Annotated in this window: 11 protein-coding genes, 1 tRNA gene and 2 rRNA genes; 1 reads left to right on the forward strand and 13 read right to left on the reverse strand. The window is 59.7% G+C overall.

Annotation, left to right across the window (positions count from 1 at the left end; translation table 11 throughout):
- The 11 genes from AB5Z25_RS09060 to recJ all read right to left on the reverse strand — a co-directional run.
- Positions 1-363, reverse strand: a 23S ribosomal RNA gene (locus AB5Z25_RS09060); the annotation flags it as partial.
- Positions 364-761: 398 nt separating this feature from the next.
- Positions 762-2,267: ribosomal RNA gene (locus tag AB5Z25_RS09065) — 16S ribosomal RNA — on the reverse strand.
- Positions 2,268-2,804: 537 nt separating this feature from the next.
- A complete protein-coding gene (rplT, locus tag AB5Z25_RS09070; protein ID WP_006234421.1) occupies positions 2,805-3,164 on the reverse strand; it encodes a 50S ribosomal protein L20 in 360 nt (119 codons plus the stop codon).
- Between the two features lie 46 nt (positions 3,165-3,210).
- On the reverse strand, positions 3,211-3,402 hold the full coding sequence (gene rpmI, locus AB5Z25_RS09075) for a 50S ribosomal protein L35 (protein ID WP_006234422.1): 192 nt from the start codon (positions 3,400-3,402) through the stop codon (positions 3,211-3,213).
- Positions 3,403-3,434: 32 nt separating this feature from the next.
- A complete protein-coding gene (infC, locus tag AB5Z25_RS09080; RefSeq protein WP_006234423.1) occupies positions 3,435-4,004 on the reverse strand; it encodes a translation initiation factor IF-3 in 570 nt (189 codons plus the stop codon).
- Between the two features lie 432 nt (positions 4,005-4,436).
- Positions 4,437-4,523 (reverse strand) — tRNA-Leu (locus AB5Z25_RS09085).
- Between the two features lie 39 nt (positions 4,524-4,562).
- Positions 4,563-5,996, reverse strand: coding sequence for a transglutaminase-like domain-containing protein (locus tag AB5Z25_RS09090; protein ID WP_368135361.1), 1,434 nt, complete (start codon positions 5,994-5,996; stop codon positions 4,563-4,565).
- A gap of 351 nt (positions 5,997-6,347) precedes the next feature.
- Positions 6,348-7,214, reverse strand: a complete 867-nt coding sequence (gene fba, locus AB5Z25_RS09095) for a class II fructose-1,6-bisphosphate aldolase (protein ID WP_035137086.1) — start codon at positions 7,212-7,214, stop codon at positions 6,348-6,350.
- 194 nt (positions 7,215-7,408) lie between these two features.
- A complete protein-coding gene (locus tag AB5Z25_RS09100) occupies positions 7,409-8,098 on the reverse strand; it encodes an MBL fold metallo-hydrolase (protein WP_084591759.1) in 690 nt (229 codons plus the stop codon).
- A gap of 82 nt (positions 8,099-8,180) precedes the next feature.
- Positions 8,181-10,541 carry a RelA/SpoT family protein gene (locus tag AB5Z25_RS09105; protein WP_117769793.1) on the reverse strand — a complete coding sequence of 787 codons (2,361 nt, stop codon included), beginning with the start codon at positions 10,539-10,541 and terminating at the stop codon, positions 8,181-8,183.
- A gap of 15 nt (positions 10,542-10,556) precedes the next feature.
- A complete protein-coding gene (recJ, locus tag AB5Z25_RS09110; RefSeq protein ID WP_368135362.1) occupies positions 10,557-13,844 on the reverse strand; it encodes a single-stranded-DNA-specific exonuclease RecJ in 3,288 nt (1,095 codons plus the stop codon).
- A 276-nt stretch (positions 13,845-14,120) separates the two neighbouring features.
- On the opposite strand from recJ, the gene AB5Z25_RS09115 reads away from it, so the two are divergent.
- Positions 14,121-15,119: a bile acid:sodium symporter family protein gene (locus AB5Z25_RS09115; protein ID WP_368135363.1), complete on the forward strand. Its 999-nt coding sequence runs from the start codon at positions 14,121-14,123 to the stop codon at positions 15,117-15,119.
- A 30-nt stretch (positions 15,120-15,149) separates the two neighbouring features.
- Here the strand turns inward: AB5Z25_RS09115 and AB5Z25_RS09120 are convergent, their stop codons facing one another.
- The gene (locus AB5Z25_RS09120; protein WP_260699352.1) at positions 15,150-15,947 is read right to left on the reverse strand and encodes a DUF4931 domain-containing protein; all 798 of its coding nucleotides are present in this window, start codon (positions 15,945-15,947) and stop codon (positions 15,150-15,152) included.
- A gap of 3 nt (positions 15,948-15,950) precedes the next feature.
- Entirely contained in the window at positions 15,951-16,628 is a 678-nt protein-coding gene (locus tag AB5Z25_RS09125; protein WP_368135364.1) for a copper homeostasis protein CutC, read from the reverse strand.
- Between the last annotated feature and the right edge of the window lie 87 nt (positions 16,629-16,715).

Raw genomic sequence — 16,715 nt, forward strand, 5'->3', positions numbered from 1 at the left:
GACCTGCGCCCGGGGGCGGCAGCCCCCGGATGCGCGGCCCTGCAACCCCGTCGGCGGAACCCCTGCCGGGTATGCCCGCTCGACGGTTTGGCCATCGGTCCCCTTTCGCTCGCCGCTACTCGGGGAGTCTCGAGATTGATTTCCTCTCCTCCGGGTACTTAGATGTTTCAGTTCCCCGGGTTGTCCTCCCCCCGCCTATGTGTTCAGCGGGGGGATATGCACACTGCTGTGCATGGGTTCGCCCATTCGGAGACCCCCGGGTCGAAGGATGTGTGCTCCTCGCCGGGGATTATCGCAGCTTGCCGCGTCCTTCATCGGCTCCCTGTGCCAAGGCATCCGCCGTGCGCCCGTGGTATCTTGCGGGACCGCATCGGGCCCGCGGGATATCCACGTGTCGCTAAAATTAATTAATCGATATCATGAATAGCGCTCGTATGTCGCAATTCGGGTATCTCATACCGCGGCACAGTGTCTTCACTGTGCTCGCGATCAGATGCTCCTCACTCATATATAAGTGAATTCTTCTTGTTTGGATCGGATGAATGATTGCTATCATTCTGTCTTTAAATCGCAGAAAAGAATCGAGTCTGGAAGAGGATACTCTTCCATCTCTCTCCTATCGCTATGCGGCTCTCAAGGTACGCGGGTGCGACCCCGGGGACCGGGTGCTGCGGGGAATCATCCAGGCGACATCTGCCGGACGGGCTCCTGCCCTCTATTCGAGTTAAAGTGTTTTCTCTCTAGAAGATTTATCTCCCTAGAAAGGAGGTGATCCAGCCGCACCTTCCGGTACGGCTACCTTGTTACGACTTCACCCCCCTCACCCTCCACACCTTCGGCGCCTCCCCCCTTGCGGTTGGGCCGGCGACTTCGGGTGCAGACGACTCGGGTGGTGTGACGGGCGGTGTGTACAAGGCCCGGGAACGCATTCACCGCGGCATGCTGATCCGCGATTACTAGCAACTCCGACTTCATGGGGGCGGGTTGCAGCCCCCAATCCGAACTGGGGCCGGCTTTCCGGGATCCGCTCCCCCTCGCGGGGTGGCATCCCTCTGTACCGGCCATTGTAGCACGTGTGCAGCCCAGGGCATAAGGGGCATGATGACTTGACGTCGTCCCCGCCCTCCTCCGCCTTGACGGCGGCGGTCCCGCGTGGGTTCCCGGCATCACCCGATGGCAACACGCGGCGGGGGTTGCGCTCGTTGCGGGACTTAACCCAACATCTCACGACACGAGCTGACGACAGCCATGCACCACCTGTATGGGCTCCTCTCGGCCACGGGGTCTCCCCCGCTTCACCCATATGTCAAGCCCTGGTAAGGTTCTTCGCGTTGCTTCGAATTAAGCCACATGCTCCGCTGCTTGTGCGGGCCCCCGTCAATTCCTTTGAGTTTTAGCCTTGCGGCCGTACTCCCCAGGCGGGACGCTTAATGCGTTGGCTGCGGCACGGGGGGATCGTCCCCCCACACCTAGCGTCCATCGTTTACGGCTGGGACTACCAGGGTATCTAATCCTGTTCGCTCCCCCAGCTTTCGCGCCTCAGCGTCGGTCTCGGCCCAGAGGGCCGCCTTCGCCACCGGTGTTCCACCCGATATCTGCGCATTCCACCGCTACACCGGGTGTTCCACCCTCCCCTACCGGACCCAAGCCGCGGAGGTTCCGGGGGCTTCGGGGGGTTGAGCCCCCCGCTTCGACCCCCGGCCTGCCGGGCCGCCTACGCGCGCTTTACGCCCAATGAATCCGGATAACGCTCGCCCCCTACGTATTACCGCGGCTGCTGGCACGTAGTTAGCCGGGGCTTCTTCTGCAGGTACAGTCTTGACTCTTCCCTGCTGAAAGCGGTTTACGACCCGAAGGCCTCCGTCCCGCACGCGGCGTCGCTGCGTCAGGGTTCCCCCCATTGCGCAAGATTCCCCACTGCTGCCTCCCGTAGGAGTCTGGGCCGTGTCTCAGTCCCAATCTGGCCGGTCGGTCTCTCAACCCGGCTACCCGTTGTCGGCACGGTGGGCCGTCACCCCGCCGTCTACCTGATGGGCCGCGGAGCCATCCCCTCCCGTCGGGGCTTTAGCCCGGGCGCCATGCGGCGCCCGGGGGTATCCGGTATTACCCGTCCTTTCGGGCGGCTATCCCGGGGGAGGGGGCAGGTTCTCCACGTGTTACTCAGCCGTTCGCCACTCGCTTCCCTCCGGAGAGGGGTGCCGTTCGACTTGCATGTGTTAGGCGCGCCGCCAGCGTTCATCCTGAGCCAGGATCGAACTCTCCGTCCAAAATATTTGGGCTTCGAGCCCGTCCGGTCCTCTCAGTTCATCGCTGATCGGTTCCGTTCGATTCATATGGTTTTAGTATAGGAAAAGGAATTTCTCGGGGCCGCCTCTCGGCGGCCTTGCGAAAAACAAATCCAAGTTAGACCATTTCAAATGGTTCGATGTCTGCCCGGATGCGACACAACTGGTGTGTCCATCCTCGCAGTATCCGGTTCTCAAGGTGCACGCCTGCGCTGGTTCCCGGTTCCACCGGGCCGCGCGGCAAGGAGATATATTGCCAGACCGGAGGGGCGCCGGGGGCGGGAATTCCACTCTTCACAAGTCCTACACAATACATCGCTTCCTATATAAGTAATAGAAAGGCTGGTGCAGAAATACTGCACGTATCAGATGATGACCCTTCGGTTAAGAGATATATAAAGATCGGTCACCTGTAAGTGTCTATCTACCCGCGCTTTTGCTATATAAACCAGCGCTTCAGATAAAAAGAGGGAGCGCCGCGCACAACGCGACACTCCCCTAGCGATTCAAGAGAATCTATTAGGCCTCGAGAGCCTTCTTGGCGATGGTAGCCAGCTCGTTGAAGGACTCGATGTCCTCGTAAGCCATCTGAGCCAGGACCTTGCGGTCGAGCTCGATGCCGGCAACCTTCAGGCCGTGCATGAACTGAGAGTAAGAGATGTCGTTCAGGCGAGCAGCAGCGTTGATACGAGTGATCCAGAGAGAACGGATCTCGCGCTTCTTGTTGCGGCGATCACGATACTGATACTGCAGGGAGTGCTGGACCTGCTCTTTAGCATGCTTGTAAGTACGCGAAGCGGCACCGTAGTAACCCTTCGCACGATGCATAACGGTACGGCGCTTCTTCTTGGCGGCAACAGCGCGCTTAATACGTGCCATGTTCTATCAACTCCTAGACGGTAAAACGAAAAACGGGAACGCGAACTTAGGCGAGACGCGACTTGATGACCTTGCGGTCGGCAGCGGCGATCTCGGTCTCCTGACGGAAGCCACGCTTACGCTTGGTGGACTTCTTGCTCAGGATGTGGCTCTTGAAAGCCTTGGCGCGCATAAGCTTGCCGGTACCAGTCTTGCGGAAACGCTTCTTGGTGCCGCTGTGGGACTTCATCTTAGGCATGAAATACTCCTTAATCGGTTACAGAACACTAGTTACTTGGTATCGCTTGCCGCTTTATCCTCATCGAAGGCGCCCTTAATCGGGGCGAGCAGCATAAGCATGTTACGGCCTTCCATCTTAGGCTTGGACTCGACCGTAGCGTAAGGCTTGAGATCCTCGGCGAGACGCTCGAGAACGTTAAGGCCCTGCTCCGGGTGAGCCATCTCACGGCCGCGGAACATGATGGTGATCTTAACGCGTGCGCCCTTCTTGAGGAAACGCAGAACGTGGCCCTTCTTGGTCTCGTAGTCGCCAACGTCGATCTTGGGTCGGAACTTCATTTCCTTGACCTCGACCTTGGACTGGTTCTTACGAGCAGCCTTGGCCTTCATGGCCTGCTGGTACTTGAACTTACCGTAGTCCATGACCTTGCAGACCGGCGGCTCCGCGTTGGGAGCGATCTCGACCAGGTCGAGACCCTGATCGTCGGCGACGCGCTGGGCATCGCGGATGGCGAACAGGCCGAGCTGAGAGCCATCGACGCCAATCAAACGGCACGAAGATGCAGTAATCTCGTCGTTGATGCGGGTGTCATCAGACTTAGCTATTTTCCCTACCTCCATTCATAAAAAAATAACCCGGCGCTTCTCAGCAACCAGGTCGTACACATAGAAATCCTCGATTTGAGGAAGGGAATCTAAGTTGTATGACCAGTCAGCTGCTCATTGGCGCCAAAAGGTGGGAACCCTCGGGTTCCTCTTTAGGGCATTGCGGGAACAACGCCTTGCGAATAATAACACGTACAGCGCGTTATCACATTACGTACACGAAAAAGGGGGCCGCAACCCCCTCGAACGCTCGCTTGCATGTATGGTGCCCGAGGCGAGACTCGAAGGGCCTTCGCTTCGCGAAGCCCCGGTCTTCGGGCGCGAGGCGCCCTCGCCACGCTCCGCTACAAACAGGCCGCAGGCCTGTTTGCTTAACGCTTCGCGCGCTCACGCGAGTTCGGCACGAAAAAGGGGGCCGCAACCCCCTTGAACGCTCACTTGCATGTATGGTGCCCGAGGCGAGACTCGAACTCGCACGTTGTTGCCAACGGTGGATTTTGAGTCCACTGCGTCTGCCAATTCCGCCACTCGGGCACGTAATGCGTGAGTTAGTTTATCACAGCTTTCTACCGATTAGTCCGAAAATGGAACTTCGAGCATTTCGATGAGTTCGACCGTGCGTAGCATCTCGCGCTGACGGCATCCGCGACCGTCGACCGAAGCCTCACCCATCTGGTTATCGTAAGGGTCCTCGCGCATGCCGTCGAAAGAGGGCTCAAACTCTGCCTGGAATCGATTGTTGGCCACCATACGCCATGGGTCGAGATTGCCAAAGTAGTGACGGCGGCGCCACTCCTCCCCCATCCTGCGAGCAGAAGATCCAAATGACACGTCGGCGTTGAGCCAACCGGTCTGCGGCGTATAGAACTCTGCCCAGTCGTGCGACCCCACCGAATCGGGCGCAACGTAGAGGCCGCTCTGCCAACGGGCAGGCACGCCCGCGATACGGCACATGGTGATAAACGTGAGCGCCATAACGCCGCAATCGCCGCGGAGCGAATGCGCGCAGTCATCGGCAATAGATCCCAAAAGCAAGTACGGCGGCTGATAGCGATAGTCGATATGCTGCGTCAGGTAATCATAGATAGCACGGGCGCGATCGAGCGGATCCTCGAGTCCGCCAACAACGCTGGCCGTCAGCTGCTGCAGATACGGCGTAAATGCAATGTGCGGACGGTCCTCGGAAATATCCTCGGGCAGAGGCGCGTCCATACGCGGATGAACCGGAAGTGTGCCACCGTAGACATCACAATAAGCAGCATCGATGTGATAGCGATAGGTCACCGAGAATGAGCGATCGGTCGAGGAGACCCACGAGGCAGTGCGCGCCGAGGCGTTTGCGGGAGCAACGACCCCCTCCGGCGTCATATCAAGCATCTCGACCTGAGACTGCTGGCGGCAGGCGGCGGCAATGGGAAGCCACGCGCGAACGGTCTCCCCCTCCAAAGCACCGGGGACAGACACGCATGCCTTAAGCGTAATGGTGCGAGACAGCCCGCCCTGCGACTCCATCTCCTCGAGCATCTGGTTGCGCAGCGCAATTCCATCCGCAGAATCGGGACGCAGACCCGGAACCTCCTTGGGATACACGCGCAAAGAATCAAGGAAGTTATCGAGAACGAACAGCTGACCATCGATAAAGCGCCAGTCAATACGTTTGCGATCGATCAGGTCGTCAAACTGCTCTTCGGTAAACTCAGGCCACTCCTCGCGGATCATCTCGATAGCCCGATCACGCGACACCGAAAAATAAAGCGGCGTCTCGATCATGCGATACCGCTCGGCGCGAACGCAGGCAGCCAGCGAAGGCTCAGGGTTCTGCTCCAAAAGGCGATCGCAGGCGGCAACAGCCTGCGTCAAATACCCGGCATCCTTAAGACGAAGAATCTCGGGTGGCAAGCCAACATCTAGAAAACGGAAGTCATCATTGCAAACATCAACAGAGCAACCAACAGGACCCTCGTCAATAACCTTCCCATCCGAAGGCAGCACATTAATAACAGCCATACCAAACTCCAAGTCATTAGAACTCTTGAAGTCCATTGTAGCGAGATAAAAAGAAAGCCCCAATAAAGGAACCCTCAACACCGATAAACGGTACCTATAAAAAATGAATTCAGCCCAGTAACCCTGTAGCGAGTTAACAAAGGAGGCCCCGTTTCCCCGGAGCCGATTCCGTCGCGCGACTTCTGGCAAAGCCAGTAGCCATCTTAATTCAGACTCGTAACCCTGCGGCGTTAAACAAAGGAAGCCCCGTCCCCCGGAACTGTTTCCTTGGCGCGACTTCTGGCGAAGCCAGGTGAGCGCAAAGGAAACAGTGTAGGGGGACGGGGCTTCCGACGGGAAGTTTAGCGACGCTTACGCCTTGTTGACGGAGCCAAACTCCTCCATGAGCTCCTTGGTGCGGGCAACGATGTTGTCGCGACCAGGCTTGAGGAGCTTGCGGGGGTCAAAGCCCTTGCCCTGCTGATCCTTGCCAGCCTCGATGTACTCGCGAACGCCCTTGGCAAAGACGAGCTGCAGATCGGTGTTGACGTTGATCTTGGAGATACCCAGGGAGATGGCCTTCTTGATCTGATCCTCGGGGATGCCGGTGCCACCGTGCAGGACGAGGGGCAGGTCGCCGGTCTGAGCCTTGATCTCGCCCAGGCGCTCGAAGGAAAGGCCAGCCCAGTCGGCAGGGTACACGCCGTGGATGTTGCCGATACCGCAGGCGAGGAAGTCGACGCCCAGGTCAGCAATCTGCTTGCACTCAGCAGGATCAGCGAGCTCGCCGCTGGAGGTCACGCCGTCCTCGGTGCCGCCGATGCCGCCGACCTCGGCCTCGATGGACATGCCCTTGGAGTGGGCAAGCTCAACGAGCTCCTTGGTGCGGTCGAGGTTAAGCTGGAAGGTCTCCTCGTGAGAGCCGTCATACATGATGGACGTGAAGCCGGCCTCGATGCACTTGAAGCAGTCCTCGTAAGAACCGTGATCGAGGTGAAGGGCGACGGGAACGGTAACGCCCGTGGCCTCGACGGCAGCCTTGACCATGTCGGCGCAGACCTTGAAACCGCCCATCCACTTAGCGGCACCAGCGGTGCACTGAAGGATCAGCGGAGACTTGGCCTCCTCGGCGGCCTGGAGAATAGCCAGGGTCCACTCGAGGTTGTTGGTGTTGAAGGCACCGAGACCGTACTTGCCGGCCTCGGCCTTCTTGAGCATGTCTGCTGCGTTGACGAGCATAAAAGAAACCTCCTGTAAGGTTGCTCCGATAACGCCTGAGATTTTACCACGACATACCCGAGCATAAACGTTCGTTTGTTCACGAATACCATCCGATTGGACAAATTTTGACCGTTTGCCCCACAGAATCGACCCACTGGGGAAAATAGCTTGACGATTGAGCGGTCTTCGTGGTTCGACAGACGGCTTCGAGCCTACATCTGCATAAACGGGTTCTGCATAAGTTCGCGCGCCATCGTGGTCGAATCGCCATGGCCCGTCAAGCAAACGGTATCGGGCGGAAGCATCTTGGCAAGTTTGGAGAGCGAGCGCATAATCGCCGCCTCGTCACCGCCGGAAAGATCGGTACGACCGTGGCTGCCCGGGAAAAGCGTGTCGCCCACAAAGGCGATGTTCCCCTGCTCGGTCGCGGCGAACAGGACGATGCCGCCCGGCGTATGCCCCGGCGCCTCGATCACCTGCAGGCAGACGTCGCCCACCTCGATTGTATCGCCCTCGGCAAGCAAACGCGTCGGCTCACCCGGATCGGGCGTCTCGATACCCCACATGGCGCGCTGCTCCTCGATATTTGCGCGAGGTACCGTCACGTCCTTAGCGCACAACTCATATAGTGCGCTGTCGCCAACGACAGCTCGAACCCCGGCAACCCCGCCAACATGGTCGGCATGACCGTGCGTGCAGACAGAGCCGAGTACGCGCACCTCGGGATGCGCGGTGCGGATATGCTCCACAAGACGCTCGCCCTCCCACGCCGGATCGACGATTAAGCACTCGTCATTCGAAATCACGGCGTAGCTGTTGGTCTGAATCGGGCCGTTGACGAGCGCCTCAATCGAAGCCGCGCCTCGGGGTGTCAGGTCCAAAGTCATATCGTCCACGCGCATACCCTCCTTCTAAAATACGCTCGAGGCACCAAACGATGCCTCGAACGTAACCAATATCTATGATGCTGAGAGGCTCTCGCACCTACACACGGCGCTTGAGTTGCGCTCCGCCCTCGCCGGGCATAAGACGGCGAGCGTCGTAGACCGAATCGACACTGCTGATGGAAGCCAGCAACGGATCCAGGCCACTCGCATCCGAAATTTCGACCATAAAGCGCAGGGTTGCAATACCCTCGCGGTTGGTCGACGTGGCGGCAGAAAGGATATTGCCGCCCGCATCGCCAATGGCAATGGTGACATCCTTGAGCAGGCCCATGCGGTCCAGGCACTCGACCACGATCTCGACCTGGAAGAGGGTATCGGCAGCGCCGTCCCACTCCACATCAATCATGCGCTCGGGATGTTCCATAAGACCCTTGACGTTAGGGCAGTTGGCGCGATGCACCGAAACGCCACGACCGCGCGTGATGAAGCCGACGATGTCGTCGCCCGTCACGGGGTTGCAGCAATGAGCCAGACGGACCAGCAGGCCGCTGTTGCTCTCGCCCTTGACGATAATGCCGTTACTGGCGCTCTTGCCGCGCTTTTGCGGCTTGCGGTTGGAGCCGCGAGCGGGCTGTTTCACGACCTCGGCGATAGCCTCGGCCTTGGTGAGCTGTTCCTCGGGCTTGGGGTCCAAGATTTGCTCGACCTTATTGCCCACAGCGCGCGGGGCAACCTTGCCGGCGCCGACGGCGGCAAACAGGTCCTCGAGCTGCTTGAAGTTAAACTGCTCCGCCACGGCGTTGAGTGCACGCGTCGAACGCGGCGTAGAAATGCCATAGCCACGCTTACGCAGGTCCTTGGCCAGCATATCGCGACCAGCAGCAGCGTCGTCGTCCTTGGTCGCAGCGGCAAAATAGCGGCGGATCTTGGACTTAGCCGAAGGCGTCTTGACGATCTTGAGCCAATCACGCGACGGCTTGGAACTCTTGTTCGTCAGGATCTCGACACGGTCACCCGTCTTAATCTCGTGCGTGAGCGGAGCCACCGCACCGTTGATTTTGGCGCCGACGCAATGGTTTCCCACCTCGGTGTGAACGGCATAGGCAAAGTCGAGCGGCGTGGATCCGGCACGAAGCGCCATGACCTCGCCCTTGGGCGTAAAGACGAAGATCTCCTGATCGAAGAGGTCAACCTTCAGCGAATGCAGGTATTCCTTGGCGTCGGTAATCTCATCAGACGCAGCCCAATCGAGTGAGTGCTTAAGCCAGTTAATCTGGTCGTCCAGACGCTGGGCATCATTGGTCTTAGACGCAGACGATCCGCCCGACTTCTTATATAGCCAGTGGGCGGCAATGCCGTACTCGGCCTGCTCATGCATCTCGTAGGTTCGAATCTGAATCTCGAGCGGACGAGCCGTGGGGCCGATGACCGTCGTGTGGAGCGACTGGTAGTTATTGACCTTGGGCATGGCGATATAGTCTTTAAAGCGACCGGGCATGGGGTGCCACAGCGTATGCACCGCGCCGAGCGTGGAGTAGCAATCGCGCACCGAATGCGTGATGACACGCAGTGCCACCAGGTCGTAGATCTCGGAGAATTCCTTGCCCTTGCGCTTCATCTTTTGGTAGATGGACCAATAGTGCTTGGAACGGCCGTTAATCTGGAAGTCCTCCAGGCCAATGCGGTTGAGTTCGTCGGTGAGTGTCTTGATGGTCTCGGCCAGATAGCGCTCACGGACCTCGCGCGACTCCGCCACCATGCGCGCGATGCGCTGGTAGGCGTCGGGTTCAAGGTAGAAGAAGGACAGGTCCTCGAGCTCCCATTTAATGGAGCTCATGCCCAGACGGTCGGCCAGGGGCGCATACACGTCCATGGTCTCGCGAGCCTTAAACAGGCGACGATCCTCGCGCAGGGCTGCCAGCGTTCGCATGTTGTGCAGACGGTCGGCAAGTTTAACGATGATGACGCGAATGTCCTTGGACATGGCAAGGAACATCTTGCGCAGCGTGAGCGCCTGCTTCTCGTCCATGCTGTCGACTTCGATGTTGGTGAGCTTGGTCACGCCATCGACGAGCTCGGCCACCGTATCGCCAAACAGGCCGGAAACATCGGCGAGCGAGGTCTCGGTATCCTCGACGGTATCGTGCAGCAGCGCAGCGCACACCACATCGCAGTCCATCTTGAGATCGGCCAAAATGATGGCAACCTCGACGGGATGGTTAATGTACATCTCGCCCGAGCGGCGCTTTTGGTTGCAGTGCTTCTCGGCGGCAAAGCAGTAGGCTTGCTCCACCTTAGAAAAGTCGTCCTCATTCATATATTTGAGGCACAGGCGCTCCAGCTTGTCGTAGCTGTCCGCCATAATCTCGGGCGGCAGCTCATCGGCATGCTTATAGTGCTCCATCTCCGAAAACGGCTGGAGGGTGGAATCATGGGCGGTACGGGCTGCGGCATCCATCGAGGTCCCCTTCCCCTAGGCCCGCGGTACGATCGGGCGGTTAACTTTGGCTAGCATATCAGAAGCGCACGAATCGAGCGCCCAGCTCCGGAAAGCCGAAAACTCCATGCGCGAGCGCAAGCCCTCCAAATAGCGAATTGACCTACTCAATTGCACGCGGCCGGGGTTTTCGGCCATCGCGATGCGACGGGTGTCGTCAAACCCCGAAACGCGACAAAAACCAAGCTCTTCGAAGATTCCCAGGCCGCTTTCCACCGAACGCTCGTCGACCGGCGTGCGAGCATCGATGGCAAGGCACATCTGCGCGATGTCGATATCGCTCGCGCTAAAGGAATCGTCCCCGGTTTTGCCGCGGTTGGAGCGCCACATGGTCTGCAGTGCGCGATAGAGCGTGACGAGCTCGTCGCGCTCGGGCGCATAGCAGTCGAGCAGGCGCTCGTTAATGCGGGCGTCGCGCGACGAATAGAGCAGATGGATCACGGCGGGCTGGCCATCGCGACCGGCGCGGCCACTCATCTGGTTAAACTCAATGCCGCCAAACGGCATGTGATAGAGCACGACATGGCGGATATCGGGCAGGTTGACGCCCTCGCCAAAGGCAGATGTCGAGACGATGCAGCTGAGGCTGCCGTCTCGGAAAGCTTCCTCCACGCGACGGCGATCGGAACGCGCAAGCCCCGCGTTATAGAACGCGATATGGGTTGCGCAATCGGGCACACGCTTGCGCAACGTCTTGGCGAGCGCCACGGACTGGTCGCGCGAATTGACGTAGATGACGGTCTTTTCCCCCGTCGCCACAATCGACACCAAACGGTTCTCGCGACTTGCAAGATCACGGTCGTCCTCGAGCTGCAGGTTCTCGCGCACTGTCTCGTCGACCACCGTGCGAGTGATCGGCAGCATGCGGGCAAGCTCGGCCACGACCGGAGCCGTCGCGGTGGCCGTCGCAGCCATAACGACCGGGTCGCCCAGGGCCTTGAGGATATCGGGCATGTCGAGATAGGCGCTGCGATCGCCGCCCTTGGCAAGGCCGGCGTGGTGCGCCTCATCGATAACGACAAACCCGATGCGCCCCGAACGCGCAAAGCGGTCGCGGTGAATGGACAGGAACTCGGGCGTCGTGAGCACGATGCCGGTGCGGCCCGAAGCCAAGCCGGCAAACACGTCATCGCGCGCCGCCTCCACGGTCTCGCCGGTCAGCACGCCTACGCCAATGCCGAGCGCGGCCATCGTCGACGAGAGGTGATAGGCCTGGTCGGCAACGAGCGCGCGCAGCGGATAGACAAAGATGCTCGCACGCCCGCGAAGGACCGCCTCGCGCGCGGCATGCACATGGAAGATAAGAGACTTGCCGCGCCCCGTTCCCATAACGGCCAGAACACTTTGGCGATCGGCCAGGGCATCGAGCGCCTCGACCTGCGCGCGGTGCGGCTGGTTCGAACCGATAAAGTTATGGATAAGCGAGCGCGTCAGCTCGGTATAGGAAAGCTGGGCGAGCGTTTGGCGCTTGCGGGACTCCAGACGAAGACCGGCGTCCGCAGGCTCCACGCCACGGCGAAGCTCACATGCCGGGTCGTCAACGCTGGGCGCCGTGGTATCGCGGACCAAGACATCCTTGATCATGAGCTTGGGCTTTACGCGACCTTGCCAATGCTCGGCCACGGCCTCGAATACCAGGTCGACGGCGCTATCGCAATTGATGAGCTTATCGATCTGCGGCACGCGGAACATAATGGCCGGCACACTCGCAGCGCCATCGGTCGCCACGAAGCGCATGTGCTCGCCGGTTTTGCCCACCACGGCACGATCGCACATTGTCACGCCCTCGGCCGCCAACAGCGGCACCTTGTTGCCCTGGCCAAACGGCTCAAGACGGGAGATTTGCTCGATGGTCTCAATATTCAGCTCGGAGAGGTCAACGGTGGCGGCAACCTCGTCGGTGTCCTCAAAGTCCTCGGCGGGAAGCTCCGATAGCACGGCCGAAAGGCGACGGCGGAACTCGTCGAGCTTGGACGCCTCGATGGTCACGCCCACCGCACCCGCATGTCCGCCGCGACGAATCAGCAGATCTGAGCAGCGCTCGACAGCGTCGAACAGGTTGACCTTGCCCACCGAGCGACCCGAACCGCGAGCGATACCGTTTTCGATCGAGAACAGCAGCGCCGGCACGTGATAACGGTTGGTCAGGCGGCTCGCCACGATACCCTTGACGCCCTCGTGCCAGCCCTCGCCACCCACGACGATTGCGCGACCGCCATCATAGGTCTCCTCGACCTTTGCCATGGCATCGCGTGTGAGCTCCGCCTCGATCTCGCGACGCTGCCGGTTGATCTCCTCGAGCTCGGCGGCAAGCGCGCTCGCTTCGATGGGGTCGCGGGCAAGCAACAGGTCGAGCGCCAGCTTGGGATCGGCCATGCGGCCGGCGGCGTTCAAGCGGGGAATGAGCGAGAATGACAGGCCATCCGCCGTAATGCTCGAAAGGTCCGCCTTGGCGAGCGCGGCAAGCGCGATATAGCCGGGGCGAGCGGTTACGCGCATCTGCTGGATGCCCTCGGCGACCAGCGCGCGGTTCTCGGGCGTCAGCGGCATCATGTCGGACACGGTACCAAGCGCCGCAACTTCGATCAGCGAACGCCAATACGGCGGCTTGCCCAGACGCTCGCCCAGAACCTGCACCAGCTTGAGTGCCACGCCGGCACCGGCAAGCTCACGCGAAGGACCCTCGTCCTCGAGCTTGGGGTCGGTCAGAGGCACGCCCTGCGGCACCTGGTCGGACGGCTCGTGATGATCCGTGACCACCAAATCGATCCCCAGACTCTCCAGATAGGAGACCTCTTCCTTGGCAGCAATACCGTTATCGACGGTCACGATCAGCTGGGGGCGAGCGAGCTCGTTAACGCGGTCGAGCGCCGCTCGCGAAAGACCGTAGCCCTCGTCAAAGCGATGCGGAATAAACGGCGTGACGTTGGCGCCAAACGTGCGCAGTGCCTCGGTCAACAGACAGGTCGACGTAATACCGTCAACGTCAAAATCGCCAAAGACCGCGATGTGCTCGTGGTTGCGAATAGCGCGCTCAACGCGGTCGGCAACGACCGACATGCCCGGGATAATGAGTGGGTCGGCCCAGTCGCGATCAAGCGAAGGCGTCAAAAACAGCTGGCCTTCCTCGATGGATGTAATGCCGTGCGCAACCATAATGCGCGCCACCAGCCCGGGTATGCCCAGGCCAGCCGAAAGCTCCTTTTCGAGCTCGGGGTTTTGCTGAGCGACCGCCCAGCGATGCGTCGTCTTAAGCGATGACATAGGCGCCCACCCCCGATAGGGGCAGGTCGCCGCGATACCTCTCACGGTTCATAGCGATGAGTCCTCTGTGTATGCCCGCTTCGGCAGGCAGATCTGTTGAACGGATTTATTATACCGTGCAGCGCGGACGCAAATCGCCGCAGCACGCCGCGGTTTCGGTAAACGATGCCGGTAATCGCCTCGAAATATTCGAGCGTTTCTGACGCACGGACGCATGCGAGCGTCTAGCATATCCATTCAAAACGAATTCACGAGCAAAGGGAGTCACAAGAGTATATGAAACAATGGGTTGGACTGGGCAAGTTTCTCGCGGGGCACATGCAGGTCATCGTTCCGATTTGTGTGGCGCTCGGCGTGCTCTTTCCCCAGCAGATCGGCGTTCTCAAGCCCATCGTTCCCACCTTGTTTGCTTTCATGACGTTTCAGGGTGCGCTCAGCAACACCTTTCATCAGGTGGCTGAGGTGTTCCATCGTCCCCTGCATCTGATTTTGGCGTTATTTGTCTCGGCTGTGATCATCCCCATCGCAGCGTATGCCATGGGCTCACTGTTCTTTGGCTCCAATCCCAACCTTGTCTGTGGCATCGTGCTCGAGTACAGCGTACCCGTGGCAGTCACTGCCTTTATGTGGATTAGCATGTTCGGCGGCAACGGCCCGCTCGCGCTCACCATCATCCTGACGTCCTCGGTCATCTCACCTGTGACGATTCCTCTTACGCTCAAGCTCCTGCTGGGCGCCACCGTCTCGATCGACGTGCCGAGCATGATGCAGAATATGGCCTTTATGATCGCCATACCCGCCGTGCTCGGTATCGTCATTAACGAACTCACGCGCGGCTGGGGTCATGAGAAACTCTCCCCCGCGCTTTCGCCCGCCTGCAAGTTCATGATGATGGGCGTCATCGCGTCCAACTCCACCGCCATGAGCGAGTACGTGCTGCACATGAACATGGTACGCCTGGAAGTCGCCCTCTTTATCCTGGCGTTCGCCATCAGTGGCTTTATCATCGGCATCCTGGTCGCACGTGTCCTGCATCTGCCGTATAGCGAGACGACCACCATGTGCTTTACCTGTGGCATGCGCAATATCTCTTCGGGCGCCGTCATCGCCACACAGTATTTTCCCGGCGAGGTCGTGTTCCCCGTCATGTGCGGCACGATGTTTCAGCAGGTACTCGCCTCGCTTATCGGACATCTCTTTGAACGTCTGACCGGCGAGGAGCGCGCCAAACAGCGCAAGCGGGTCGAGGCCGGGCGCGACGCGATGGCACGCTAAGCAGCACTCTTTTCGCAGGCGCTCGCCTTGCTACGCGAGCGTTTCCAGATGCGCACGCAGGCGCTCAGCATCGATATCGAGCGTGGTCTCGGCATTGACCTGGGCCAGACGATAGCCCACAAAGTAGGGCGAAACCACCCAACGTGGCAGAGCCTTGGCAATGGTCCGGCCGTCCATGTGGTAGAAGAACAAGTTGTACGACTCCGCGCGACCGCCATGGTGCTCGTGCAGGATATAGCGCAGGGCCACCTGAATCGCATCGGCAAACAGGTCCGCTTCGGCTTGGTCGCGGGCGTCGTCGCTGGCGGCGATTCCCTGTGGAGCCGAGACGTTGACCTCAAAGAACCCCATGATCGGTTCGGTTGAGATGTCGACCGAGATTCTCCCCTGTTGCCAGACACTGATGCCTTCAAAGTTGGCTGAGGTCAGCGCCGCATAGCCGTCCTCCTGTTCCAGGCCCACAATCTGCATGTGTGGATGGACGAGGCTGCCGCCCGAAAGCGGGCCTTTGTTCTTGTACATGAGCACACTGCGGTACTGTTGGGAATCGATCATCTGCTGCCAACAGCCCAGGGCAAACCGCATCACATGATGCAGCTCATCCGGTTCATAGGTCACCAGGTCGGCGTCGTGATTGGCAGACTCGATCAATACGGTCTGACGTGTGGCCCGCAAGGTCTTGAACTTATTCTCGAGCCAGATACAGTCACCATCGCGCTGGATGATGTTGGCAAGTCCCTCCGTGTCGCAAAAGGGGCACGCGGTGCCAGGGCGACGATTATCGTCGGGCTTACCGCTCGCCTGCTGAACGTCAAATACCAGCGCCACGGGTTATACCTCCAGCGGCACGATCTTGGTGCCATGGAGCTCGGAGACGCCTAGCGCCGCCGCGACCGCGTCGCGATTTGCCGTAGTGATGCCGCCGCCGGGAAGGATGGTCAAACGATCGCCCGCATACTCGATTAAACGAGTCAGGTAATCGAAATTATCCTCGATCGACGTACCGGCAGCGCCGCCATGCGTGAGGATGCGCGTAACGCCGCAGTCGGCAAGTGTATCAATCGCATCGAGCTGAGCCTCGGGCGAGAGCTGGTCAAATGACATGTGGAAGGTGATGTCGATGGGATCACGCTTACATTCCTCGGTCGCGCAGCCCGCAGCCATCACGAGGGCGCCAAGCGTAAGCTCGTCGAGCGCCCATCCGCCAGCGCAGGGTTTGCAGCAGCCAAAGACCAAGCCGTCAACGCCCGCACTCACGGCAAGGCCCAAGTCCATCTCCATCATGCGCAGCTCATCCTGGTTGTAGTGAAAGTCGCCGCCACGCGGACGGATCATGCACATCACCCGTGCATCGTGTTCGTGGGCATAGTTGGTTGTAGCGCTGATAACGCCGGCCGAAGGCGTGGTGCCACCGACGGCGAGGTTGTCACACAGCTCAATGCGCCTCGCACCGGCCTCGATGGCCGCTGGCACTCGCTCAAAGTTCTCGGCACAAAACTCGTACAGCATAGATGGACCCCCAAAGACAACAGACGTTTTCCGACGGGCATTGTCACACATCCCCATGAAGTTGCGGTGGAATAGGGACTGTTTTGG

Source organism: Collinsella aerofaciens (assembly GCF_040910325.1).
GTDB lineage: Bacteria > Actinomycetota > Coriobacteriia > Coriobacteriales > Coriobacteriaceae > Collinsella > Collinsella aerofaciens_BL.

What these genes read in the sequence shown, in the direction of transcription:
- recJ (WP_368135362.1), bottom strand. Translation starts at nt 13,844, where the DNA reads ATGTCATCGCTTAAGACGACGCATCGCTGGGCGGTCGCTCAGCAAAAC.
- AB5Z25_RS09105 (WP_117769793.1), bottom strand. Translation starts at nt 10,541, where the DNA reads ATGGATGCCGCAGCCCGTACCGCCCATGATTCCACCCTCCAGCCGTTT.
- AB5Z25_RS09125 (WP_368135364.1), bottom strand. Translation starts at nt 16,628, where the DNA reads ATGCTGTACGAGTTTTGTGCCGAGAACTTTGAGCGAGTGCCAGCGGCC.
- fba (WP_035137086.1), bottom strand. Translation starts at nt 7,214, where the DNA reads ATGCTCGTCAACGCAGCAGACATGCTCAAGAAGGCCGAGGCCGGCAAG.
- rplT (WP_006234421.1), bottom strand. Translation starts at nt 3,164, where the DNA reads ATGGCACGTATTAAGCGCGCTGTTGCCGCCAAGAAGAAGCGCCGTACC.
- AB5Z25_RS09090 (WP_368135361.1), bottom strand. Translation starts at nt 5,996, where the DNA reads ATGGCTGTTATTAATGTGCTGCCTTCGGATGGGAAGGTTATTGACGAG.
- AB5Z25_RS09115 (WP_368135363.1), top strand. Translation starts at nt 14,121, where the DNA reads ATGAAACAATGGGTTGGACTGGGCAAGTTTCTCGCGGGGCACATGCAG.
- AB5Z25_RS09100 (WP_084591759.1), bottom strand. Translation starts at nt 8,098, where the DNA reads ATGCGCGTGGACGATATGACTTTGGACCTGACACCCCGAGGCGCGGCT.
- infC (WP_006234423.1), bottom strand. Translation starts at nt 4,004, where the DNA reads ATGGAGGTAGGGAAAATAGCTAAGTCTGATGACACCCGCATCAACGAC.
- rpmI (WP_006234422.1), bottom strand. Translation starts at nt 3,402, where the DNA reads ATGCCTAAGATGAAGTCCCACAGCGGCACCAAGAAGCGTTTCCGCAAG.